The 23,859-nt window shown below is 64.7% G+C and carries 16 protein-coding genes; 12 read left to right on the top strand and 4 right to left on the bottom strand.

The genetic code is table 11. From position 1 onward, the window contains the following. Positions 1–107: 107 nt before the first annotated feature. A complete protein-coding gene (gene aptA, locus AC1KVG_RS02885) occupies positions 108–1,472 on the bottom strand; it encodes an omega-aminotransferase AptA (protein ID WP_481093422.1) in 1,365 nt (454 codons plus the stop codon). Positions 1,473–1,868: 396 nt separating this feature from the next. Here aptA and AC1KVG_RS02880 point away from each other — a divergent pair, with 396 nt between their 5' ends. From AC1KVG_RS02880 to AC1KVG_RS02860, 5 genes are all read left to right on the top strand, one after another. Then, entirely contained in the window at positions 1,869–3,545 is a 1,677-nt protein-coding gene (locus AC1KVG_RS02880; RefSeq protein WP_006449708.1) for an OFA family MFS transporter, read from the top strand. Positions 3,546–3,551: 6 nt separating this feature from the next. After that, entirely contained in the window at positions 3,552–4,397 is an 846-nt protein-coding gene (gene fdhD / locus AC1KVG_RS02875) for a formate dehydrogenase accessory sulfurtransferase FdhD (protein WP_481093421.1), read from the top strand. Continuing rightward, entirely contained in the window at positions 4,394–6,742 is a 2,349-nt protein-coding gene (locus AC1KVG_RS02870; RefSeq protein WP_481093420.1) for an FdhF/YdeP family oxidoreductase, read from the top strand. Before fdhD ends, AC1KVG_RS02870 begins: the two co-directional genes overlap by 4 nt. After that, entirely contained in the window at positions 6,732–7,010 is a 279-nt protein-coding gene (locus tag AC1KVG_RS02865) for a hypothetical protein (protein ID WP_023904289.1), read from the top strand. The genes AC1KVG_RS02870 and AC1KVG_RS02865 overlap by 11 nt, the downstream gene beginning before the upstream one ends. Positions 7,011–8,083: 1,073 nt before the next feature. After that, complete coding sequence (locus AC1KVG_RS02860; RefSeq protein ID WP_268214837.1) at positions 8,084–9,391, top strand: MFS transporter; 1,308 nt, start codon at positions 8,084–8,086, stop codon at positions 9,389–9,391. 86 nt (positions 9,392–9,477) lie between these two features. Here the strand turns inward: AC1KVG_RS02860 and AC1KVG_RS02855 are convergent, their stop codons facing one another. From AC1KVG_RS02855 to AC1KVG_RS02845, 3 genes are all read right to left on the bottom strand, one after another. Continuing rightward, on the bottom strand, positions 9,478–10,776 hold the full coding sequence (locus tag AC1KVG_RS02855; RefSeq protein WP_043909106.1) for a diguanylate cyclase: 1,299 nt from the start codon (positions 10,774–10,776) through the stop codon (positions 9,478–9,480). Positions 10,777–11,381: 605 nt separating this feature from the next. Next, positions 11,382–12,698: an NAD(P)/FAD-dependent oxidoreductase gene (locus tag AC1KVG_RS02850; protein ID WP_481093419.1), complete on the bottom strand. Its 1,317-nt coding sequence runs from the start codon at positions 12,696–12,698 to the stop codon at positions 11,382–11,384. Beyond that, positions 12,698–14,077, bottom strand: coding sequence for a glutamine synthetase family protein (locus AC1KVG_RS02845; RefSeq protein ID WP_481093418.1), 1,380 nt, complete (start codon positions 14,075–14,077; stop codon positions 12,698–12,700). The genes AC1KVG_RS02850 and AC1KVG_RS02845 overlap by 1 nt, the downstream gene beginning before the upstream one ends. Positions 14,078–14,239: 162 nt before the next feature. Here AC1KVG_RS02845 and AC1KVG_RS02840 point away from each other — a divergent pair, with 162 nt between their 5' ends. The 7 genes from AC1KVG_RS02840 (at position 14,240) to AC1KVG_RS02810 (ending at position 23,822) form a co-directional block, all read left to right on the top strand. Beyond that, entirely contained in the window at positions 14,240–14,995 is a 756-nt protein-coding gene (locus tag AC1KVG_RS02840) for a gamma-glutamyl-gamma-aminobutyrate hydrolase family protein (RefSeq protein ID WP_481093417.1), read from the top strand. A 6-nt stretch (positions 14,996–15,001) separates the two neighbouring features. After that, positions 15,002–16,387, top strand: a complete 1,386-nt coding sequence (locus tag AC1KVG_RS02835; protein ID WP_168957333.1) for a glutamine synthetase family protein — start codon at positions 15,002–15,004, stop codon at positions 16,385–16,387. 232 nt (positions 16,388–16,619) lie between these two features. Continuing rightward, a complete protein-coding gene (locus AC1KVG_RS02830; RefSeq protein ID WP_481093416.1) occupies positions 16,620–17,987 on the top strand; it encodes an aspartate aminotransferase family protein in 1,368 nt (455 codons plus the stop codon). Positions 17,988–18,227: 240 nt separating this feature from the next. Next, the gene (locus tag AC1KVG_RS02825) at positions 18,228–19,343 is read left to right on the top strand and encodes a polyamine ABC transporter substrate-binding protein (RefSeq protein WP_104551718.1); all 1,116 of its coding nucleotides are present in this window, start codon (positions 18,228–18,230) and stop codon (positions 19,341–19,343) included. 198 nt (positions 19,344–19,541) lie between these two features. Further along, positions 19,542–20,744: an HlyD family secretion protein gene (locus AC1KVG_RS02820; protein WP_255085425.1), complete on the top strand. Its 1,203-nt coding sequence runs from the start codon at positions 19,542–19,544 to the stop codon at positions 20,742–20,744. Beyond that, positions 20,741–22,327, top strand: a complete 1,587-nt coding sequence (locus AC1KVG_RS02815) for an MDR family MFS transporter (protein ID WP_104551716.1) — start codon at positions 20,741–20,743, stop codon at positions 22,325–22,327. Before AC1KVG_RS02820 ends, AC1KVG_RS02815 begins: the two co-directional genes overlap by 4 nt. Before the next feature lie 4 nt (positions 22,328–22,331). Further along, complete coding sequence (locus AC1KVG_RS02810) at positions 22,332–23,822, top strand: efflux transporter outer membrane subunit (RefSeq protein ID WP_481093415.1); 1,491 nt, start codon at positions 22,332–22,334, stop codon at positions 23,820–23,822. Positions 23,823–23,859: the final 37 nt, after the last annotated feature.

Genomic DNA, 23,859 nt, shown 5'->3' with positions numbered 1-23,859 from the left:
TGCGGGGCCGGCATTGTAGTGAGCCTGCACCGGCTTTGCGCGCTTGACCGCGACGCGCCCGGGCGCTACACGCGGGCGCTTACGCTGCTGTCATCAAGCCGCTGTCATCAGACAATGCTGCGCAGGATCCTGCCCAGCGTTTCGACGATCTGCCCGATCTGCTCGGGCGTGACGATCAGCGGTGGCGACAGCGCGATGACATCGCCGGTGACGCGCACCAGCAGGCCGCCGTCGTGGAAGCAGCGCTCGAACACCTCATAGCCACGTGCGCCCGGCGCACCGTTTCGGGGTGCGAGCTCGATCGCGCCGATCAGGCCAACGTTGCGGATGTCGATCACGTGCGGCAGCCCGCGCAGGCTGTGCAGCGCGTGTTCCCACTGCGGGCCTAGCGTGATCGCGCGCGAGAACAGATCCTCTTCGGCGTAGACGTCCAGCGTGGCGATTGCCGCAGCGCAGGCCAGCGGGTGACCGGAATAGGTATAGCCGTGAAAGAGTTCAATCGCCGCTTCCGGCCCATGCATGAAGGCAGCGTGGATCGTATCGGCCACCAGCACCGCACCCATCGGCACCGTGCCGCTGGTCAGGCCCTTGGCGGCGGTGATCAGGTCCGGGGTGACGCCGAAGCGCTGCGCCGCGAACGCCTCGCCGACCCGGCCGAAGCCGGTGATGACTTCGTCGAACACCAGCACGATGCCGTGGCGGTCGCAGATCGCGCGCAGCCGCTGCAGATAGCCTTCCGGCGGCAGGATTACGCCGGCCGAGCCGGACACCGGTTCGACGAAGACCGCTGCAATGGTGGAGGCGTCGTGCAAGGTGATCAGCCGTTCCAGATCGTCGGCCAGCTCGGAGCCGTGCGCAGGCAGGCCACGTGAGTAGGCATTGCGTTCGATATCGAGCGTGTGCCGCAGATGGTCGGTGCCGGCCAGCAGCGGGCCGAACCATTTACGGTTGTTGGGCAGCCCGCCGATCGACATGCCGCCGAAGCCGACCCCGTGATACGCCTTCTCGCGGCCGATGAAGCGGGTGCGCTGGCCCTCGCCGCGCAGGCGGTGATAGGCCAGCACGATCTTCATCGCGCTATCCACCGCCTCCGAGCCGGAGTTGGTGAAGAACACATGGCCCAGGCCGGGCGGGGCGATCGCGGCCAGCCGCTGCGCCAGCACGAACGGCAGCGGTGAGCCCATCTGAAAGGTCGGCGCGAAATCCAGCGTGCCGGCCTGCGCGCGGATCGCCGCCACGATGCGCTCGCGGCCATGGCCGGCGTTGCAGCACCACAGGCCGGCGACGCCGTCCAGGATCTGGCGGCCGTCGACATCGCGGTAGTACATGCCGGCGGCCGATGCCAGCAGGCGCGGGCGGGCCTTGAACTGGCGATTGGCGGTGAACGGCATCCAGAACGCGTCCAACTGCGAGGGTGCCTGTAACGCATGCGCCTGATCGCTCAGCGGGTGGTCGTGCATTGCAGGCTCCATCGCGGTGATGGCATGACTGTACGGCAGGCGTCGCGTCGCCCGTCACCCCTGGGAATGCCCGATTGCGACGCCGATTCCGCGACACGCGTCGCGCGGCCTGCACGGACTAGTCAATTAGTCGCAGCGTCGGCCGCTAACCTCAGGGAATGCCTTGTGGCGCGGGCTGTGGCGGGACGCGGGCAGGGGATGGGGCTGGGTCGAAGCATTGCAAAGATCCAGTGATCGCCGATGATGCGCCAGACGACTGCCTGTTGGGCCTGGTAGTCGCTGCTGCCCTTATCGCAACACGCCAATCGATCGCAGCCATCAATCGTATTCGGGGCCGCTGACACACTCTTCGCGCAGTCGTTTGTCGGTCGCTCTACATCGCACTCATCGTATTTTTTGGGGAACGGAATGACACAAGGGTCCACCGTGGCGACAGCCAGCGCAGACGCCGGTCTGCTGTCCAAGGAGCGCATCATTGCGCGTCCGGGGTTCAATCGTTGGTTGGTTCCGCCGGCAGCGCTGGCGATCCATCTGTGTATCGGCATGGCCTACGGCTTCAGCGTGTTCTGGTTGCCGTTGTCCAAGGCGCTGGGCATCACCGAGGCGATCGCGTGCCCGGCCGACATGGGCCTGTTCGCGCGCATGGTCGCCACCACCTGCGACTGGAAGATCAGCGAGCTGCAGTGGATGTACACGCTGTTCTTCGTGCTGCTGGGGTGCTCGGCGGCGATCTGGGGCGGTTGGCTGGAACGTGCCGGCCCGCGCAAGGCCGGTGTGGTCTCGGCGCTGTGCTGGTGCGGTGGATTGGTGATTTCGGCCGCCGGCATCCACTTCCATCAGATCTGGATGCTGTGGCTGGGCTCGGGCGTGATCGGCGGGATTGGTCTTGGCCTGGGTTACATCTCCCCGGTGTCGACCCTGATCAAGTGGTTCCCCGACCGCCGCGGCATGGCGACCGGCATGGCGATCATGGGCTTCGGCGGCGGCGCGATGATCGGCAGCCCGCTGGCCGATGCATTGATGCGCCATTTCGCCACGCCGACCTCGGTGGGCGTGATGGAAACCTTCCTGGTGATGGCGGCGCTGTACTTCGTCTTCATGATGGCCGGTGCGTTCGGCTACCGCGTCCCGCCGAGCGGCTGGACGCCCGCCGGCTGGACCGCACCGGTGGCCAGCAACAACGCCATGATCACCGCCAACCACGTGCACGTGAGCAAGGTCTGGGGCATCCCGCAGTTCTGGCTGCTGTGGGGCGTGCTGTGCCTGAACGTCTCGGCCGGTATCGGCGTGATCGGCATGTCCTCGCCGATGTTGCAGGAAGTGTTCGGCGGCCGGTTGATCGGCGTGGACGTCGGTTTCGGCAGCCTGGATCCGACCCAGCTGGCCAGCATCGCCGCCATTGCTGCCGGGTTTACCGGTCTGTTGAGCCTGTTCAATATCGGTGGCCGGTTCTTCTGGGCCAGCATGTCCGACAAGCTCGGCCGCAAGAACACCTACACGCTGTTCTTCGTGCTCGGCATCTGCCTGTACGCGGCGGCGCCGTCGGCCGGTGACGTGGGCGGCATCGCGCTGTTTGCGGGCATCTTCTGCATCATTTTGTCGATGTATGGCGGCGGCTTCGCCACCATTCCGGCGTATCTGGCCGACTTGTTCGGTACCCAGATGGTCGGTGCCATCCACGGCCGTCTGCTGACCGCCTGGGCCACCGCCGGCATCCTCGGCCCGGTGGTCGTCGGCTATATGCGTGAGTACCAGCTGGCCCACGGCAGCCCGCCGTCACAGGTCTACAACACCACAATGTACATCCTCGCCGGCATGTTGGTGCTCGGTCTGATCTGCAATCTGTTGGTGCGCCCGGTGGCCGCGCGCCACTTCATGACGCCCGACGAGCTGGCACGCGAAAAGCAGCTGGCGCACGAGAAAGTGGACCGTAGCGGGCATGGTGTGTTGCCGCCCGAGCAAATGGCGCGCATCGGGCATGGTGGCAATCCCGCACTGGTGGCGTTTGCGTGGCTGGCGGTCGGTATCCCGATGCTGTTCGGTATCTGGGTCACGCTGCAAAAAGCCTTCGTGCTGTTTCATTGAGATGAGATGACCACTTCGTCTGCCCGCTCCGTGCGTCCCGGTAGTGTGGTGCGCACGGTCCGTCGCCACCGCGGCGGTCGCAGCGCCATGGTGCAGGACATGGTGGCAGCCGAAATGCCGGTCGCCTTCAATTACAACGGCGTGCCGTTCGCGGTGATGATGGCCACGCCGGAGGACCTGGAGGATTTCGCGCTCGGGTTTTCGTTGAGCGAAGGCATCGTCGATCACCCGCAAGACTTGCGGGTGATTGCAGTGGAGACCTTTCTGGAAGGCGCTTCGTTGCAGATCGAGATTCCACCCGAGCGCGCCGCCGCGTTGGATCAGCGGCGGCGCAATCTGGATGGACGCAGCGGTTGCGGGGTGTGCGGCAACGAATCGATCGAAGCGGTGTTGCGTGTGCCGCCGGTGCTGCAATCGTCGCTGCAGATCGATGTGGATGCTCTGGCGCGTGCGTTGGATGCATTGCATGCGCAGCAGCCGATCGCCGCGCAGACCGGCGCGGTGCATGCCGCCGGTTGGGCCGATGCGCAAGGGGTTGTGCGCTACGTGCGCGAAGACGTTGGCCGGCATAACGCGCTGGACAAGTTGATTGGTGCATTGGCGCGCGACCGCGTCGATGCAGCGCAAGGGTTTGCGGTTGTCACAAGCCGCGCCAGTTACGAAATGGCCATGAAAGCCGCGCAGGCCCGGATTCCGCTGCTTGCAGCGATTTCGGCACCGACCGCGCTGGCGATCAGCCTGGCCGACAGTGCGGGACTGACCCTGATCGGGTTTGCCCGCGATCACGATTGTGTCGTTTACAGCCATCCGCAGCGCCTGGATCTGGGCGTTGGCGTGGGAGAGCCCGCATGAGCAAGAAAACCATCCAGCAGTATGACAATCCCGCCGGCGGCTGGGGCGCATTGCGCTCGGTAGCCAAGCACCTGATGGAACAGGACATCGCGGTGCAGGGCGCCAAGACGCTGCTGCACGCCAACCAACCGGACGGCTTCGACTGCCCCGGCTGCGCCTGGCCCGATCGCGATCACACCTCCACCTTCGAATTCTGCGAGAACGGCGCCAAGGCCGTGGCGGCCGAATCCACCGCGCGTCGCGCCGGCAACGAGTTGTTCGCCGCGCACAGCGTCAGTCTGTTGTCGCAATACAGCGATTACTGGCTGGAAGGGCAGGGCCGCCTGACCCACCCGATGCGCTACGACGCGGCCACCGATCACTACGTGCCGGTGAGCTGGGACGATGCTTTCGCGCAGATCGCCGGGCATCTCAATGGCCTGGCGACCCCGGACGAGGCGATCTTCTACACCTCCGGGCGCACCAGCAACGAGGCGGCGTTTCTGTATCAGTTGTTCGTGCGCGAGTTCGGCACCAACAACTTCCCCGACTGTTCCAACATGTGCCACGAGCCCTCCGGCACCGCGCTGCGTTCGCAGATCGGCGTGGGCAAGGGCACGGTGTCGCTGCACGACTTCGAACTGGCCGATGCGATCTTCATCTTCGGCCAGAACCCGGGCACCAATCATCCGCGCATGCTTGGCGAACTGCGTCAGGCCTCCAAGCGCGGTGCGGCGATCGCCGCATTCAATCCGCTGCGCGAGCGCGGGCTGGAGAAATTCGCCGACCCGCAAGACAAGCTGGAGATGCTGCACAACGGCTCCACGCGCATCGCCTCGGATTATTTCCAACTCAAGATCGGCGGCGATCTGGCCGCGGTGAAGGGCATCATCAAGCACGTGCTGGAGCGCGATGCGCAGGCACAGCGCGATGGCACGCCGCGTTTGCTGGATCTGGAGTTCATCGCCGAGCACACCGCCAACTTCGACGCCTTCGCTGCCGACGTGCATGCGGAAGCCTGGGACACCATCGTCGAAGAGTCCGGCCTGGACGAAGCGGCGCTGCGCAAGGCCGGCGAAATTTATCTCAACGCCGAGCGCGTGATCGCCTGCTGGGGCATGGGCATCACCCAGCACAAGCACTCGGTGGCCACCATCCACATGATCACCAACCTGCTGTTGCTGCGCGGCCATCTGGGCCGGCCGGGCGCGGGCGTATGCCCGGTGCGCGGCCACAGCAACGTGCAGGGCGACCGCACGATGATGATCTACGAAAAACCGCCGGCCGCCTTCCTGGACAAGCTGCAATCTGTGTTTGGTTTTGCGCCGCCACGCGAAGACGGCTTCGACACCGTCGGTGCGATCGAGGCGATGCTGGACGGGCGCGGCAAGGTGTTCTTCGCAATGGGCGGCAACTTCGCCGCCGCCACGCCGGATACCGATGCCACGCATCGCGCGCTGCGCAACTGCGAACTCACCGTGCATGTCACCACCAAGCTCAATCGCAGCCATCTGGTGCATGGCCGCGATGCGTTGATCCTGCCGTGCCTGGGGCGTACCGAAATCGACATCCAGGACGCCGGCTCGCAAGGCGTGACGGTGGAAGATTCGATGAGCATGGTGCACCTGTCGGCCGGCATCAATCCGCCGGCCTCGCCTGACCTGTTGTCCGAGCCGGCGATCGTGGCGCGCCTGGCCGAGGCAACGTTGGGTGCGCGCAGTGCAATCCGCTGGCGTTGGTTGGTAGGCGACTACGACCGGGTGCGCGATCTGATCGCGCAGGTATTCCCGGACTTTGCCGACTTCAATCAGCGCGTGCGCACGCCGGGCGGATTTCGTCTGTCCAACACTGCGCGCGATCGCCAGTGGGTGACGCCCGAACAGCGCGCAGTGTTCAAGCCGCACGCAGTGCCCACCGACAACCCGATCCATCGCGCACGTCGCAGCCACAGCGACCAGATGGTGTTTACGCTGGCCACCACGCGCTCGCACGATCAATACAACACCACCATCTACGGCCTGGACGATCGCTATCGCGGCGTATTCGGCGAGCGCCGCGTGCTCTTCATCAACGGCGCCGACATCGCAGCGTTGAACATGAAGGCCGGTGACTGGGTGGATCTGGAGAGCCTGTGCGAGGACGGTGTGCACCGCGAGGCGCGCCGCTTCCTGCTGGTGGACTACAACATCCCGCGCGGCTGTCTGGCGGCCTACTACCCGGAAACCAACGCGCTGGTGCCGCTATCCAGCTTCGCCGACGAAGCGCGTACGCCGACCTCCAAGTCGATTCCGGTGATCGTACTGCCGCACCGCGCCGAGACTGCGGATGCCGCATCGCGCGATATCGGGGCCGTGCTTGTCCGCTGATCCACAGCTCACCGCGCAGCTGCTCACCGCGCTGGCCGACGCACCCGATGGCGTGTCGCTGGCGCGGTTGTGCAAGCAATTGGGCGTGCGCATGAGCGTGCTGCTGCGCACATTGGCCTGGCTGGGCAGCGCCAGTCTTGATGGCCAACCTGGTCCGGGGTGGATCCAGGTGGAAGACCGCGGCGAGCGGCAATTCGCGCTGCTGACGCCTGCCGGGTTGGCGGCGCATGCGCAGCGCGAAACGGCGCAAGCGCCACACGTTGACTAAGTAATTTGCTGGTTGTTTGCACGGAACCATGCAAGCCGACATTCTCAACATGCACGCCGACCATCTCCACTGGTCCTTGCCCGCCCACTGTCGCGGGACCTTACGCGGCATGGATGCCGCGTAAGAGCCTACACGGACGTACTTGCGGCGTGTCCCGCGCCGGTGGGCGGGCGAGGGCCCTGCAGCCAAGCCGAAGATCGTCGGCTCTACAAGCGATCTATCTGCATTGTCCAACTACTCAAAGCCAACCAATCTTTCGAGTCGGTGCATTGTCATAGATGCAGTCAAATGCTTACGTCAAAAGCCTGGTTAGTCGAGCGCGCGGTGTCCTCACCGCTTGCGGGACACGCCGTGAATCCATCCCTGGAGGCTCGGTGGCGGCATCCATGCCGCCACACGGTCCCGCAAGCGGTGAGGACACCGCACCAGAATGTTGGTCGGTGGTCGGATGAAAGCCTGTCTGTTGCTCGGCTTGCGTTAGAAAGCTGATCGGACCCGGCGTCATCCAAATAATGCACGTCATGCACTGCTTGCACCATGCACACCGACATTCTCGACTGGTCCTTGCCCGCCCACCGGCGCGGGACCTTACGCGGCATGGATGCCGCGTAAGAGCCTACAGGGACGTACTTGCGGCGTGTCCCGCGATGGTGGGCGGGCGAGGGCCCTGCAGCCAAGCCTAAGATCATCGGCTCTACAAGCGATCTATCTGCATCGTCCAAACGTTCCTAACTTTCCGTGTGTCCCACGATGCTGGGCTGGCAAGGGCCCTGCAGCCAAGCCGAAGATCATCGGCTCTACAAGCGATCTATCTGCATCGTCCAAACGCTCCCAACTTTCCGTGTGTCCCACGATGCTGGGCGGGCGAGGGGCCCTGCAGCCAAGCCGAAGATCATCAGCTCTACAAGTGATCTATCCGCACTCCTTCAGCGCTTCAACCGAGATCTCATAGCCCTGCTGCCGTAAAGCGGACGGTCACGCCTGTAACTTTTCCCAGGCCGGTTGGTCCGCGCAAACTGCTGCTGCAATCTGCCAGAATCGGCCGTCTTGTCTTGTCTGGATGCCGATCAACGATGACTGCTGCCGCGCCGCTTGCTTCGCCCATCAATTCGCCTGCGCGCGTGCTATTCGCCAGTTTGATCGGCACCACCATCGAGTTCTTCGATTTCTATATTTATGCCACTGCCGCAGTGCTGGTGTTCCCAACCTTGTTCTTTCCTGCCGGCGATGGCAGCGCCGCGATGCTGCAGTCGTTGGCGACATTTGCCGTCGCATTTGTCGCGCGGCCGGTGGGCTCGGCCGTGTTTGGCCACTTCGGCGATCGGGTCGGGCGCAAGGCCACGTTGGTGGCGGCGCTGCTGACGATGGGCTTGTCCACGGTGGCGATCGGCTTGCTGCCCAGCTACGCGCAGATCGGCGTGTTTGCGCCTGCATTGTTGGCGTTGTGTCGCTTCGGACAGGGCCTGGGTTTGGGCGGCGAGTGGGGCGGGGCAGTGTTGCTTGCCACCGAAAACGCGCCGCCTGGAAAACGCGTGTGGTACGGCATGTTTCCGCAGCTGGGCGCGCCGCTGGGCTTCCTATTGTCCACTGGCACCTTCCTGGGCATGGGCGCAGTGCTCGACGATGCGCAGTTCATGCAGTGGGGCTGGCGGGTGCCGTTTCTGGCCAGTGCATTGCTGGTGCTGACCGGCTTGTGGGTGCGCCTGAGCATCACCGAGACACCCGATTTCCAGAAGACCCTGGACCACAAAACACGCGTACGCCTGCCATTGGGCACGGTGATCACCCAGCACTGGCCGGCCTTGATCATCGGCACGCTGGGTGCGTTCGCCACCTTTGTGCTGTTCTATCTGATGACGGTGTTCGCGCTGGGTTACGGCACCAAGACGCTGGGCTACGACAAGGAGCAGTTTCTGCTGCTGCAGATGGCCGGTATCGTCTTTTTCGCGATCGGCATTCCGCTTTCGGCCAAGTTTGGTGATCGCCATGGCGCACCGCTGGCGATGATGCTGGCCAGCATCGCGATCATTGCGTTCGGGCTGGCATTTGCGCCGCTGTTCCAGGCCAATCATCCGTTGCAGGTGTTGATCTTCCTGGGGTTGGGCTTCTTTTTCATGGGCCTGACCTACGGCCCCTGCGGCACGCTGCTGGCCGAGTTGTATCCCACCGAGGTGCGTTACACCGGCGCCTCGTTGTCGTTCAATCTGGCCAGCATTCTGGGTGCGGCGCCGGCGCCGTATGTGGCCACGCAACTGGCCGCACGTTATGGCGTGCAGGCAGTCGGGCAGTATCTGGGTGGCGCTGCGGTGTTGAGTCTGTTGGCATTGATCGCGGCGCGTGCGATGCGGCGCCGCTCCAGCGAAGCGCATCCGTTCGTGTAGGAGCGCGCTGGCGCGCGATGAAGCGCTATCGATCATGCTTGATTGCATGCCGGCAGGCGCTTGCTGCGCGGCTCAGCCGGCCTCGATCAGACTGCCAGACGTACCTGATTGCGACCGCCGGCCTTGGCCAGATACAGGTGCTTGTCCGCCTCATTCAACAGATGATGCAGCGACTGGTCGCCTTCGCTGGCGATGCACACGCCGATGCTGACCGTCATGCTCAGCGTTTCGTCGCCCACGCGTACGCGCAAGGCGCTGATGCGCTCACGCAAGGTTTCGAAATAGTCGCTGGCGTTGGCGATATCCAGCCCCGGCACCAGCAGGCAGAACTCTTCGCCGCCGAAGCGCGCTACCAGATCCTGCGGCCGCGCATGCCCGGAGACCGAGGCGGCCACCGCACGCAATGCCTGGTCGCCGGCCTCGTGGCCCCAGGTGTCGTTGATATGTTTGAAGTGGTCGATGTCCACCATGGCCGCGGTGACCGTCTGGTCCTGTGACAGCAGGGTGGGGATCACCCGCTGGCTCTGTTCCAGAAAATAGCGCCGGTTGGGCAGGCCGGTGAGGAAGTCCCGGGTGGCTAGGTCCTGCAGCGTGCCGATCAGTTCCAGCTGGTCCACGTTCTGCGACACGCGGCAGAAGAATTCTTCGCGTGAGAACGGTTTGCGCAGGAAATCGTTGGCACCGTTCTTGAGAAAACGCGGGATCAGCGACGAATCGCTGTTGCCGGAAATGCCGATCACGGCAACCTTGTCGCGCGACCGGATCGCACGCAGCCGGCGGGTGAATTCCACGCCTTCCATGCCGGGCATTTCCTGATCGACGATGGTCAGGCGAATGCCGGGGTCGCGCTCGATCGCCTGCAGGCCAGAGGCACCATCGGCAGCGAGCACCACGCGGTAGCCGTACATCGACAGCAATGCGCCGGCATAGGTACGCGCAGACAAGGAGTCGTCCACTACCAGAGCGGCGATACGGCGATTGCGCTCCAGGCGCTGCACCAGCCAAGCCAGATATTCGATGGCACCTGGCGCATTTTTGAGCACGTAATCGATGATCTGCTGCTGCAGCACGCGCTGGCGCAGATCCTCGTCGTAGACCCCGCTGACCACCACGGTGGGCAGTTTGCGCGAGAGGAAAAATTCCACGACCTTGTCGCGGTCGCCATCCACCAGCACCAGCCCGGTCAGGACCAGGAACCAACCATCTTCTTCGTCCAGTACGCGTGCCGCTTCGGCCAGAGTCGAGACAACCGTCACGGGCAGTTCCACGCGTTGCTCGATGGCTTCGCGCAGCATGCTGGTGAACGTGCGCGAGTTTTCCACCAGCAACACGCGTTGCGGCAAGACTGCGCTTTCACTATTGCGATGTAGGGTGCCTGGGGACATCGGTTAGCCGTGCGGATCGAACCGTCATACCAGCTAACGGCTCTGCTCGCCAAAACTTGAGCGCTTCGTCTCAAAGTGGCGAAGACTAAGAGCGGTTAACAAATGAGTGCAGTGGTTTTGTCGGCGGTATGTTGGTGGATGCAGTCAGAGGTCCAGATCAAACGCTGCGTGGGTCGAGGGCGCGGTGCCCTCACCGCTCGCGGGACACGCCGCAAGTACGTCCATGTAGGCTCGGTGGCGGCATCCATGCCGCCACACGGTCCCGCAATCGGTGAGGACACCGCACCAGAGAGTTTGTCGGTTGCTTTCTTAAAGCTTGTCCATCGCTCGGCTTACATTGAGAAGATGAATCAGGCGTGCCGTTATCTAAGCAACCCACGTAAGGCATTGCTTGCACCATGCACACCGACCATCTTGACTGGTCCTTGCCCGCCCACCGTCGCGGGACCTTACGCGGCATGGATGCCGCGTAAGAGCCTACACGGACGTACTTGCGGCGTGTCCTGCGATGGTGGGCGGGCAAGGGCCCTGCAGCCAGGCATCAGATCAGCCGGCCCGCAGTAGACTGGCGTGAAGTAGTTTGGTCAGCCGCTCTTGGGCCCAGATCACCACAGCGCATCGCGTAACCGGTACCAGCTCATCGCCGCCACCAGTAGCGGGGTGCGCAGCCGCCGTCCGCCGGGGAAGGGCAGGTGCGGGATGCGCTCGAACACGTCCAGACGCTGGCTTTGACCGGTGATGGCCTCGGCGATGACATGACCGGCAAGACCGGTGGCTGCCACGCCATGGCCGGAGAAACCCTGCGCGAAATACACATTGGCCGCCAGCCGGCCCCAGTGCGGGGCGCGGTTGCGCGAGATGTCCACGTAGCCGCCCCACAGCGTTTCCAACGGCACGCCGCGTAGCTGCGGGAACACCGTGTGCATGCGCTGCGTCATCAAGCGGTTCAAGCCAGGCGGCGGGCGCGAGGAATAACTGGCGCGGCCGCCGAACAGCAGCCGGTGGTCGGCGCTGAGCCGGTAATAGTCCAGCGCCCAGTTGGTATCGGCCACGGCCATGTCGTTGGCGATCAAGGCGCGTGCGCGGCCCTCACCCAGCGGCGGCGTCGCGCCGACATAGGTGCCTACCGGCATGATGTGGCGCTCCAACGATGCAGAAATGCCGTGCAGCAAGGCGTTTCCTGCAATCACGCCGAAGTCGGCCGATACGCTGCCCTGGGCGGTGTGCATCAGCACCCGCTCGCCATGTTCCTGCCGTGTTACCGCCGAGCCTTCGTAGATGCGCACGCCGGCCGCCAGCGCCGCGCGTGCCAGGCCGAGCGCGTAGGCCAGTGGGTGCAGATGACCGCTGGCCGGGTCGAACATCGCGCCCAGATACAGCGGGCTGTCCAGTACCTGCCGGGTGCGGGCGCGGTCCCACCATTCCAGCGGGTAGTCGTAGCGCTCGGCCATGCGCACGATGCCGTGGTGCAAGGCCTGCACCTGGCGCGGTTTCAGCGGCACGTGGGCGTGACCGTCGCGCCAGTCGCAAGCGATGGCATGACGCTCGATGCGCGCGCGCAGCATGCGCATGCCGTCGCGTGAGAAGTCGAACAACAGCCGCGCATCGGCATTGTCGACCAGCGCTTCCAGGGTTTCCTGCTCGCAGCCGTAGCCCACGATGGCCTGGCCGCCGTTGCGCCCGGACGCGCCCCAGCCGATGCGCCTGGCTTCCAGCACGATGACCTTGTAGCCGGCCTCGGCCAGGGCCAGGGCCGCAGTGAGGCCGGTGTAGCCGGCGCCGAGAATGCAGACATCGGCGCGTTCAACGCCTTGCAGGCGCGGCTGCTCCGGCAAGGCGGGCGTGCTGCGCGCGTACCAACTGTCGGGATAGCCGTTGCCCGGCGTGTCGGTGTCTGGCAGTGATGTGGCCGCGCCGCTCATCACACGGTCCGCAGATACCGGGCGTAATCCAGATCCGGCACCAGCGCCTGGTAGTCGAGCAATTCGCGTTGTTTCTGCTGGCCGAACACATGCTGGAACTGGCTGCCCAACTGCTCGCCGATGAAAGGGTTGGCGCCAAATGCATCGACTGCGCCTTGCCAGGTACGCGGCTGGAACACCGACTGCGCATAGGCATTCCCGATGACTGGCGCAGTCGGCTCGCCGGGGTGCTGCAGGCCATCCAGCATGGCGGCGAGCACGGTGGCGGCGACCAGATACGGGTTGGCGTCCGCGCCGGCGATGCGGTGTTCGATCCGGGTATTGCGTGCATCGCTATGCGGGATGCGCAGCGCCACGGTGCGATTGTTGAAGCCCCAGCTCGCATCCAATGGCACGAAGGCATTGCTGACGAAGCGTCGATAACTATTGGCGTGCGGTGCGAACACCAGCAGCGAGGCATCCGCATGCCGCTGCAGCCCGGCGATGGCGTGGCGCAGGCTGTCGGCCGGCGCAGCGGCGCTGCTGGCAAACACATTGTGGCCATCGGCATCGAGCAGGCTCACGTGCAGATGCAAGCCGCTGCCGGCCTGGCCCGGGAACGGCTTGGCCATGAAGCTGGCGAGCTTGCCCTGCTGCTGCGCGATCGCCTTGATGGTGCGTTTGAGCAGCAGTGCCTCGTCGCAGGCGGCCACCGCGTCGGCGCGATGTTGCAGGTTGATTTCGAACTGCCCGGGCGCGTATTCGGCCACCGCCGTATCGGCGGGGATGCCTTGTTGCCGGCAGGCGGCGGTGACTGCATCGGTGAAGTCGCGCTGGTCGTCCAGGTCCTGCAGCGAATACACCTGGGTGCTGTCGCTGCGCTCACCGGTGACCGGGTCGCGCGGGGTCTGCGGACGCCCCTGCGCGTCGGGCACCGCGTCGAACAGATAGAACTCCAGTTCCACTGCGATCACCGGGGTCAGGCCCAGCGCAGCGAAGCCACGCAATACACGCTGCAGCACCGCGCGTGGTGCGACCTCGAACACGCTGCCGTCGGGGTTGTGCATCGCCAGCAGCAACTGCGCCATTGGCTGCGGTGCCCACGGCACCGGACGCAGCGAGCCTGCGATCGGCCGGCAGACGCGGTCGGCATCGCCGATGGCGTAGCCCAGCCCGGTCTCTTCCACGGTATTGCCGGTGATGTCGGTGGCGATCAGCGACATCGGCAGGCACACGCCATCGCGATAGATCTTGCCCAGTGCTTCGCCTGTCACACGTTTGCCACGCAGTACGCCGTTGGTGTCGGGCAGCAGCAGGTCGACCGATTCGCAGCCATCGATGCGCGCCAGCGTGGCGGCATCGGCAGCAGGCAAGGACGCGGCGAAGTTTTCGGAAGCCATGGGCACCACCTGCGAAGTCGCCGCTCAGCGTAGCAAAGCGCACGTGAGCAGTCGCAACCGCAGTTGCGTTGCGCTTGGCAATGCGTGCGGCGGCGCGGTAAGTTCGGATGCATCGCAAGTGCATTGCACCTGACGTTCAACGCTCTACACCGGGATGTCTGCATGGCTGTCGTTCCACTGGTCGGGTTGCCGACCGATCGCATCCAGCAAGGGCCGCATCCGTTTCTGGCCGCTGGCGAAAAATACATTCGCGCGGTGGTGGAGGCGGCGGGCGCGATGCCGGTGTTGCTGCCGAGCCTGCAGCCCACGCTGGATGCAGACGTGTGGCTGGATCGGTTGGATGGCCTGTTGCTGACTGGTGCGGTGAGCAATGTCGAGCCGCATCACTACAGCGACGAGCCCAGTTGGGAAGGCAACCTGCATGATCCCGCACGCGATGCCACCAGCCTTGGCCTGATCCCGCAGGCGTTTGCACGTGGCCTGCCGGTGCTGGCGATCTGCCGCGGCCTGCAGGAGGTCAACGTGGCGCTGGGCGGGCGCTTGCATCAACGCGTGCAGGAGGTGCCCGGCCTGGCCGATCATCGGGAAGACCGCAGCGCACCGCTGGACACGCAATACGGCCCTGCGCATCTGGTGCAGCTGCAACCCGGCGGCTGGTTGGCCGGCATGAGCGAGACCGATCAGGTGTGGGTGAATTCGTTGCACGGGCAGGGTATTGCGAAGCTCGCCGACGGGCTGGTGGTCGAAGCCACTGCACCGGATGGCCTGATCGAAGCCTTTCGTGGCGCCGGGCCGGGCTTTTTGCTGGCGGTGCAATGGCATCCGGAGTGGCGTGTCACACAGCATCCGTTCTACCGTGCCATCTTTCAGGCCTTCGGCGATGCCTGTCGTCAATACGCCGCTCAACGCGGCCAGTGAGGTTGCATGTCCATCCGCACACGTTCGCGCAAATCCACGCCCAAGCAGCCGGAAAGCGCGCTGCGCCGCTGGCTCAAGGAGCGCAACATCACCGAGGTGGAGTGCCTGGTGCCGGACATCACCGGCAACGCGCGCGGCAAGATCATCCCCGCCGACAAGTTCTCGCACGACTACGGCACCCGCCTGCCGGAAGGCATCTTCGCCACCACCGTCACCGGCGATTTCCCGGACGATTATTACGAGCTGACCTCGCCCTCTGATTCGGACATGCACCTGCGCCCGGACGCCTCCACCGTGCGCATGGTGCCGTGGGCCGCCGACCCCACCGCGCAGGTCATCCACGATTGCTACACCAAGGATGGGCAGCCCCATGAGCTTGCGCCCCGCAACGTGCTGCGCCGCGTGCTGGACGCGTATGCCGAGGTGAAGCTGCAACCAATGGTGGCGCCGGAGCTTGAATTCTTTCTGGTGCAGAAGAACACCGACCCGGATTTTCCGTTGCTGCCACCGGCGGGGCGCTCCGGCCGCCCGGAAACCGCGCGGCAGTCGTATTCGATCGATGCGGTCAACGAGTTCGATCCGATCCTGGATCTGATGTACGACTACTGCGACGCGATGGAACTGGACGTGGATACCTTGATCCACGAATCCGGCGCGGCGCAGCTGGAGGTCAACTTCACCCATGCCGATGCGCTGTCGCGCGCCGATCAGGTCTTCATGTTCAAGCGCACCATGCGCGAAGCCGCGTTGCGGCATGGCGTGTACGCCACGTTTCTGGCCAAACCCATGGAAACCGAGCCGGGCAGTGCGATGCATATTCATCAGAGCCTGTTGCATACCGGCACTGGCAAGAATGTGTTCAGTGGCAAGCGCGAAGGCGGTTTCAGCGACACCTTTGCGCATTATCTCGGTGGCCTGCAGAAATACATTCCGATGGCGATGGGGTTGCTGGCACCCAATGTCAATTCCTATCGAAGGCTGATGTTCGGCGAGGTGTCGCCCAGCAATGTGCTGTGGGGGTTCGACAATCGCACCTGCGGGCTACGCGTGCCGATCGACACCCCGCAGAACATGCGGGTGGAAAGCCGCTTTGCCGGCTCCGATGCCAATCCGTATCTGGCGATGGCAGCGACCTTGGCGTGCGGGTTATTGGGTATCCGCGAAAAGCTGGAACCGACCGCGCCGATCAGCAGCAACGGCAAGGAGCAGGGCTACGATCTGCCGCGCTCGCTGGGTGAAGCTCTAGACGGATTGGAGGGCTGCGAGGCATTGCAGGAGATGTTGGGTCGGCGGTTTGTGCGCGCCTATATCTCGGTGAAGCGGAAGGAATACGAGACGTTCTTTCGTGTCATCAGTTCGTGGGAACGGGAGTTCTTGCTGTTGAATGTCTGAGGCGTTTTCGACTCGCGCAGCGTGCTGCGTCGTCTCCTTCTCCCATCGGGAGAAGGTGCCCGAAGGGCGGATGAGGGTACGGCATATAAGGATGCATGATGCCTCGCGCATTGGACATTGGGCACCGCGCCCCGTTCGCGCGTTTCACTCCTTGTTCGGCATGCGCCACTGAAAGCATCTTGTGCCCGGCCGATCGACCGTAGACTGCACGTACCCCGTAGCCGGAGTGCCCATGGATCCGCAAGCACTGAAGACCTTGCAGCAACTCGATGCCGCCCATCACCTGCATCCGTTCAACGACAACGCAGCATTGGCCGAGAAGGGCACGCGCATCCTGACGCGCGGGCAGGGCGTGTATGTGTGGGATGCGGACGGCAACAAGTTGCTGGATGCGTTCGGCGGATTGTGGTGCGTGAATGTGGGCTATGGACGCAAGGAGCTCGCGCAGGCGGCGGCGCGGCAGATGGAGCAGTTGGCCTACTACAACAGCTTCTTTCAGTGCACCACCGAGCCCACCATCCATCTCGCCGCCAAGCTGGCCGAGCTGACGCCGGGCGATTTGAACCATGCGTTCTTCGCTAACTCCGGCTCGGAGGCCAACGACACCATCCTGCGGCTGGTGCGGCACTTCTGGGCGGTGCAGGGGCAGCCGGAAAAACGCATCTTCATCGGCCGCCACGACGGCTATCACGGCACCACCATGGCCGGTGCCAGCCTGGGTGGCATGAAAGGCATGCACAAGCAGGGCGGCTTGCCGATTCCGGATATTCATCACATCTCGCCGCCGTATCACTTCGGCGATGGCGGTGAGATGGATCCCGAAGAATACGGGCTGCTGGCAGCGCGCCGCTTGGAAGAAAAGATTCTGCAGCTCGGCCCCGAGAACGTGGCAGCCTTCATCGGCGAGCCGATCATGGGCGCGATCGGGGTCTATATCCCGCCGCGCAGTTACTGGCCGGAAATCGAGCGCATCTGCCGGCGCTACGACGTGCTGCTGGTCGCCGACGAAGTGATCTGCGGCTTCGGCCGCACCGGTGCGTGGTTCGGTGCGGATTACTTCGGCTTCCAGCCCGATGTGATGACGCTCGCCAAGGGCATCACCTCCGGCTATATCCCGTTGGCGGCAGCGATGTTCAACGATCGCGTGGCCGGTGTGCTCAAGACGCACGGCGGCGAGCTGGCGCATGGCGGCACCTATTCCGGGCATCCGGTGTGTGCGGCGGTGGCGTTGGAGAATGTGCGGCTGTTGCAGGACGAAGGCATCGTGGAGACCGCACGCACCCGGATTGCGCCGTATCTGGCGCAGCGCTGGGCCGAGCTGGGCGAACATCGCCTGGTGGGCGAGGCACGCATCGCCGGGCTGGTCGGCGCACTGGAACTGGTGCCGGACAAGCGCCAACGCGGCACGTATTTTCCCGAGCGCGGCCGTGTAGGGGCGCTGTGCCGCGACTTCGCACTAAAGCGCGGGCTGATCCTGCGCGCGACTTACGACGCCATGCTGCTGTCGCCACCATTGATCATCACCTGCGAGCAGGTCGATGAGCTGTTCGACAAGGCCTGGGCGGCGCTGGACGACACCGCGCAGGCGCTGGGCAGATGAGTGGCCCTCATGGCGCGCGCACGTCAGCCGGGTGCGCGTGACGCGCGGAAACCGCAATGGTCGAATGCGGCATGCCACCCCGTCCAATGGCCGCGCCCGCCAGGCGCAGCAAACCTCGTTTTCGATAGCCGCTGCAAGCCAGGGAAATAAGCTGGGCAAACAGAAACCCGATGCGTAGGCTGGAACGCTCACCGGCCACACCGCCGGCCCCGCCATGACCGCACTGCTTTGGAGATCCACATGACGTTGCGACTGCTCGCCCTGACGCTGTCCACCACCTTGTTGGCCGCCTGCGGTGGCGGCACTGCGCCAGGCAATGCCGATGCGCGGGCCAAGGTGCTCAACGTCTACAACTACTCGGACTACATCGCCGAAGACACCATTCCCGCGTTCGAAAAGAGCAGCGGCATCAAGGTCACCTACGACGTGTTCGACAGCGACGAGATGGTGGAAGCCAAACTGCTCGCCGGCGGCAGCGATTACGACGTGGTGGTGCCCACGCTGAGCTTCTTCGGCCGGCAGATCCAGGCCGGGGTGTTCCTGCCGCTGGACAAGAGCAAGATCCCCAACCTGGTCAATCTGGATCCGGACATCATGCGCCGCATCGCCGCGCAGGATCCGGGCAATGCCTTTGGCGTGCCGTACATGATCGGCACCACCGGCATCGGCTACAACGTGGACAAGCTCAAGGCCGTCTTCGGCAGCACCGAGGTCGCCAACAGCTGGGATCTGGTATTCAAGCCGGAAAATCTGTCGAAGTTGAAGGACTGCGGCGTCACCATTCTCGACACGCCCTCGGACATGATTCCGATCGCGCTCAATTATCTGGGTCTGGATCCGCACAGCACGGTGCCGGCGGAGATCGAAAAAGCCGCCGCGCTGATCAAGACGATTCGCCCGTATGTGCAGAACTTCCACTCCAGCCAGTACGTGACCTCGCTGGCCAACGGCAACACCTGTCTTGCAGTGGGCTGGTCGGGCGACATCATCCAGGCGCGCGACCGAGCGGTAGAGGCCGGCAACACCGTCAAGGTGGCCTATTCGATCCCGAAGGAAGGCGCGCCGCAGTGGTTCGACATGCTGGCCATTCCCAAGGACGCCAAGCACCCCGACAACGCCTATGCCTTCATCAATTATCTGTTGAAGCCGGAGGTGGCTGCAGCCAACAGCAACTTCATCCACTACGCCAATCCGGTGCGCACTGCCACGCCGCTGGTGGATGCGGCGATCCGCAACGACGCCACCATCTACCCGCCGCCGGAGGTGACCGCCAAGATGTTTACCTATGCGATCAATCCGCCGGAAGTGGACCGGCTGTACACGCGGCTGTGGACCGAGATCAAGACCGGTCGTTGAGGCGTCGGCGGGTTGAAGGCGCGGCCGCGTAGCCAGGTCTTCATAAAGAACCAATCAGTCCAAGCGGCAGCTGACCAGGCTCGTCACGCAATCTGTACCGGGCGGTTCAAATAATTGTATGGTTGCGCCGCCTTCGCCGGAACCGCTGATGCGGCACGTCGTTGCGCGCGCCTCGCCCACGACACAGGACGCCTGACTTTGAGCAACCACGATCACCAGTCCAACGACGGCCAGGCTTCGGCCCAGGATGCCCAAGGCAACGCTGCACACAATCAGCAGGAGCCGCCCAAGCCCTCGCCGTTGAAGAACCCCAAGGTGAAGTGGACGCTGATCGTGGTCGGCCTGCTGGTGGTGGTGCTGCTGGCGCTGTGGCTGGCCTACTACCTGATCAAGGGCCGCTACATGCAGAGCACCAATAACGCTTATCTGCAGGCCGATTCGGTAGCGGTCGCGCCGCGCGTCAGCGGCTATGTGACCAAGGTGATGGTGGGCGACAACCAGATCGTGGAGGCCGGCCAGCCGCTGCTGCAGATCGACGACCGCACCTACCAGGCCACCCTGCAGCAGGCCGAAGCCGCAATCGCCGCGCGCCAGGCCGATATCGCCGCAGCAACTGCCAACGTGTCCGGGCAGGAGTCGTCGCTGGTGCAGGCGCGTAGCCAGGTGACCTCGGCGGCGGCAAGCCTGAAATTCGCCCAGGCCGAAGTGAAGCGCTTCGCCCCGTTGGCCGCCTCGGGTGCAGACACCCACGAACATCAGGAAAGCCTGCAGCACGAACTGGCCCGCGCACGCGCCCAGTACGACGCGGCGCAGGCACAGGCCAAGGGCGCGCAGAGCCAGATCCTGGCCAGCAACGCACAGCTGGAACAGGCGCAAGCCGGCGTGAAGCAGGCCACCGCCGATGCCGACCAGGCCCGCGTGGCGGTGGAAGACACCCTCCTCACCAGCCGCATCCGTGGCCGGGTCGGCGACAAGACCGTGCAGGTGGGCCAGTTCCTCGGCGCCGGTACCCGCACCATGACCATCGTGCCGCAGCAATCGCTGTACCTGGTCGCCAATTTCAAGGAAACCCAGGTCGGCCTGATGCGTCCGGGCCAGCCGGCCGAGATCGAGGTCGATGCGCTGTCGGGCGTGAAGCTGCACGGCAAGATCGAAAGCCTCTCGCCGGGCACCGGTTCGCAATTCGCATTGTTGCCGCCGGAGAACGCCACCGGCAACTTCACCAAAGTCGTCCAGCGCATTCCGGTGCGGATCCGTGTGCTGGCCGGTGACGAGGCGCGCAAGGTGCTGGTGCCGGGCATGTCGGTCGAAGTGACGGTGGATACGCGCTCGGCCAAGGACGCCAAGCAACGGGCCGAGGAGGAATCCGATCGCGTGCAGGCGCAGGAGCGCGCGCGATGAGTGCAGCCGCAGCCACCGGCCCGCGTGCCGGCGGCAGCGCCCAACGCGAGAAGGCCGAACCGGGCGCGTGGCTGGCGGTACTGGCCGGCACCATCGGCTCGTTCATGGCGACGCTGGATATCTCCATCGTCAACGCGGCGCTGCCCACCATCCAGGGCGAAGTCGGCGCCAGCGGCACCGAAGGCACCTGGATTTCCACCGCGTATCTGGTGGCCGAGATCATCATGATCCCGCTCACAGGCTGGTTCGTGCGCACGCTGGGCCTGCGCAACTTCCTGCTGATCTGCGCGGTGATGTTCACCGCGTTTTCGGTGGTGTGCGGCTTGTCGACCTCGTTGACGATGATGATCATCGGCCGCGTCGGGCAGGGCCTGGCCGGCGGTGCGTTGATTCCCACCGCGCTGACCATCGTCGCCACGCGGCTGCCGCCCAGCCAGCAGACCATGGGCACCGCCTTGTTCGGCATGACCGTGATCATGGGCCCGGTGATCGGCCCGCTGCTGGGCGGCTGGCTCACCGAAAACGTCAGCTGGCACTACGCGTTCTTCATCAACGTGCCGATCTGCGTCGGCCTGGTGGCCTTGTTGCTGCTCGGGTTGAAGCATGAAAAAGGCGATTGGGCCGGCCTGCTCGATGCCGACTGGTTGGGCATCTATGGCCTCACCGCCGGGCTGGGTGGGCTCACCGTGGTGCTGGAAGAAGGCCAGCGCGAGCGCTGGTTCGAATCCAGCGAGATCAACATGCTGAGCCTGATCTCCCTGAGCGGATTCATCGCCTTGGTGATCACCCAGTTCCGTCGCCGGCCGCCGGTGATCCACTTGTCGTTGTTGCTGCATCGCAGTTTCGGTGCGGTGTTCGTCATGATCATGGCGGTGGGCATGATCCTGTTCGGGGTCATGTACATGATTCCGCAGTTTCTGGCGGTGATCTCCGGCTACAACACCGAGCAGGCAGGCTATGTGCTGCTGCTGTCCGGTCTGCCGACCGTGCTGCTGATGCCGATGATGCCCAAGCTGCTGGAAGTGGTGGATGTGCGCATTCTGGTGATCGCCGGGCTGATCTGTTTTGCCGCGGCCTGTTTCGTCAATCTGTCGCTGACTGCCGACACCGTGGGCATGCATTTTGTCGCCGGCCAGTTGCTGCAGGGCTGCGGGTTGGCGCTGGCGATGATGTCGTTGAATCAGGCCGCGATTTCGTCGGTGCCGCCCGAGCTGGCAGGCGATGCCTCGGGCTTGTTCAACGCCGGCCGCAACCTGGGCGGCTCGGTGGGCCTGGCGCTGATCTCCACGTTTCAGGAGCGCCGCATGACCTTCCATACCGAAACCATCGGCAGCGCGATCACCGCCAACGCCTCGCGCGCGCAGGAGTTCTTGTCAGGTCTGGGCGCGCAGATGCAGGGCAGCGCCGGTGCGGAGGCCGCGATCCGCTCGATCGCGCAGCTGGCGCGCCTGGTGCAGCAGCAGGCGCTGGTGATGACCTATAGCGATCTGTTCTGGATCTTCGGCGTGATCGTGGTCTGCACGATTCCGCTGGCCTTTTTGCTCAAGCCGTTACCCAAGGGGGCGCACCTTGCAATGCACTGATTCCATGCGCCTGATCCGCATGCCACTGGCAGCCGCGCTGAGCGCGGTGCTGCTCGGCGGCTGCATGCTCGGTCCCAACTACACCAAGGCACCGGTCGTGGCCGATGCGGCCATGCAGGCGCCGGCATTGCATCGCGCCAGCGGCGCCGAGGTGGTCGCCGCTGCGCCGTTGAATCACTGGTGGGAGGAGCTGCACGATCCGATGCTCACCCAACTGGTCACCCAGGCGCTGGCCGACAGCCCCAATCTGCGTGCTGCGCAGGCGCGGTTGTTGGCTAACCGCGCACTGGCACGCCAGCGTCGCGCCGAGCGTCTGCCCAAGCTCAATGCCAGCGCCTTGTACGCGTATGCCGAGCCGCCGCAGACCATCGTCGATACGCTCGGCGACTTGCAGAATGGCCAGAACAGCCAGCCGCCGGCCGCAGGCAGCGAAGAGGCGAGCCTGGACAAGACCCAGATCTACAGCGTCGGGTTCGATGCCAGCTGGGAGCTGGATCTGTTCGGCCGCCGCCGCCGCGCCGCCGAAGGTGCGCTGGCACAGGCGCAGGCCTCCGAAGCCGAGCTGGCCGATGCGCAGGTGCAGCTGGCTGCCGAAGTCGGGCAGGTCTATCTCAACTACCGCGGGCTGCAGGCGCGTCTGGCCATTGCCGACGCCAACCTCGACAAGATCGGGCAGACGTTGCGGCTGACCCAGCAGCGCCGCGAACAAGGCGCTGCCTCCGACCTGCAGGTCGAGCAGATCGCCACGCAGGTGCAGCAGCAACAGGCGCAACGCCTGCCGCTGGACATGCAATCGCAGGAGGCATTGGACCAGCTGGCGTTGATGGTCGGGCGCGAGCCCGGTGCACTGGATACGCAATTGAGCACAGCGCAGCCGTTGCCGATGTTGCCCACCCAGGTGCGTGTGGACGATGCCGGTGCGTTGATCCGTCGCCGCCCCGACGTGCGCAAGGCCGAACGCGAGCTGGCTGCCTCCAGCGCGCAGATCGGCGAGGCATTGAACGGCTATTTCCCGCAGGTGACCTTGCTGGGCGGGCTGAGCTGGGTGGCCGGTTCGCCGGGCGATTTCAATTCCGATGCGCTGACCACGTTGGCGGTGCCTATGTTGCGCTGGTCGATCTTCGATTTCGGCCGCACCAAGGCCCAGGTGGAGCAGGCGCGTGCCGGCAATGCCGGCCGCGAGGCCGCGTACGAAGGTGCCGTGCTGGGTGCGTTGCAGGATGCCAATTCCGCGTTGGCGCGCTTCGGCTCGGCGCGCAAACAACTGGTGGTGGCGCGGCAGGCCGAAGCCTCGGCCACGCGCTCGGCCGGGCTGATGCAGCAGCGGCGCGATGCCGGCGCCACTTCGTCGATCGACCTGCTCGATGTACAACGCCAGCAACTATCCGCGCAGGACGCAGCCGCGCAGGCGCAGGTGCAGTTGCTGGTGAACTACGTGGCCTTGCAGAAAAGCCTGGGCCTGGGCTGGAGCGAACCGGCGCAGGAGGCGCGCTGAGCGATTCCTGATGCGGCGGGCGCAAGCGCTGCAGCCG

The sequence above is a fragment of the Xanthomonas sp. NCPPB 3959 genome (genome assembly GCF_056675575.1).
This window is presented reverse-complemented; position numbering and strand designations above follow the sequence as displayed.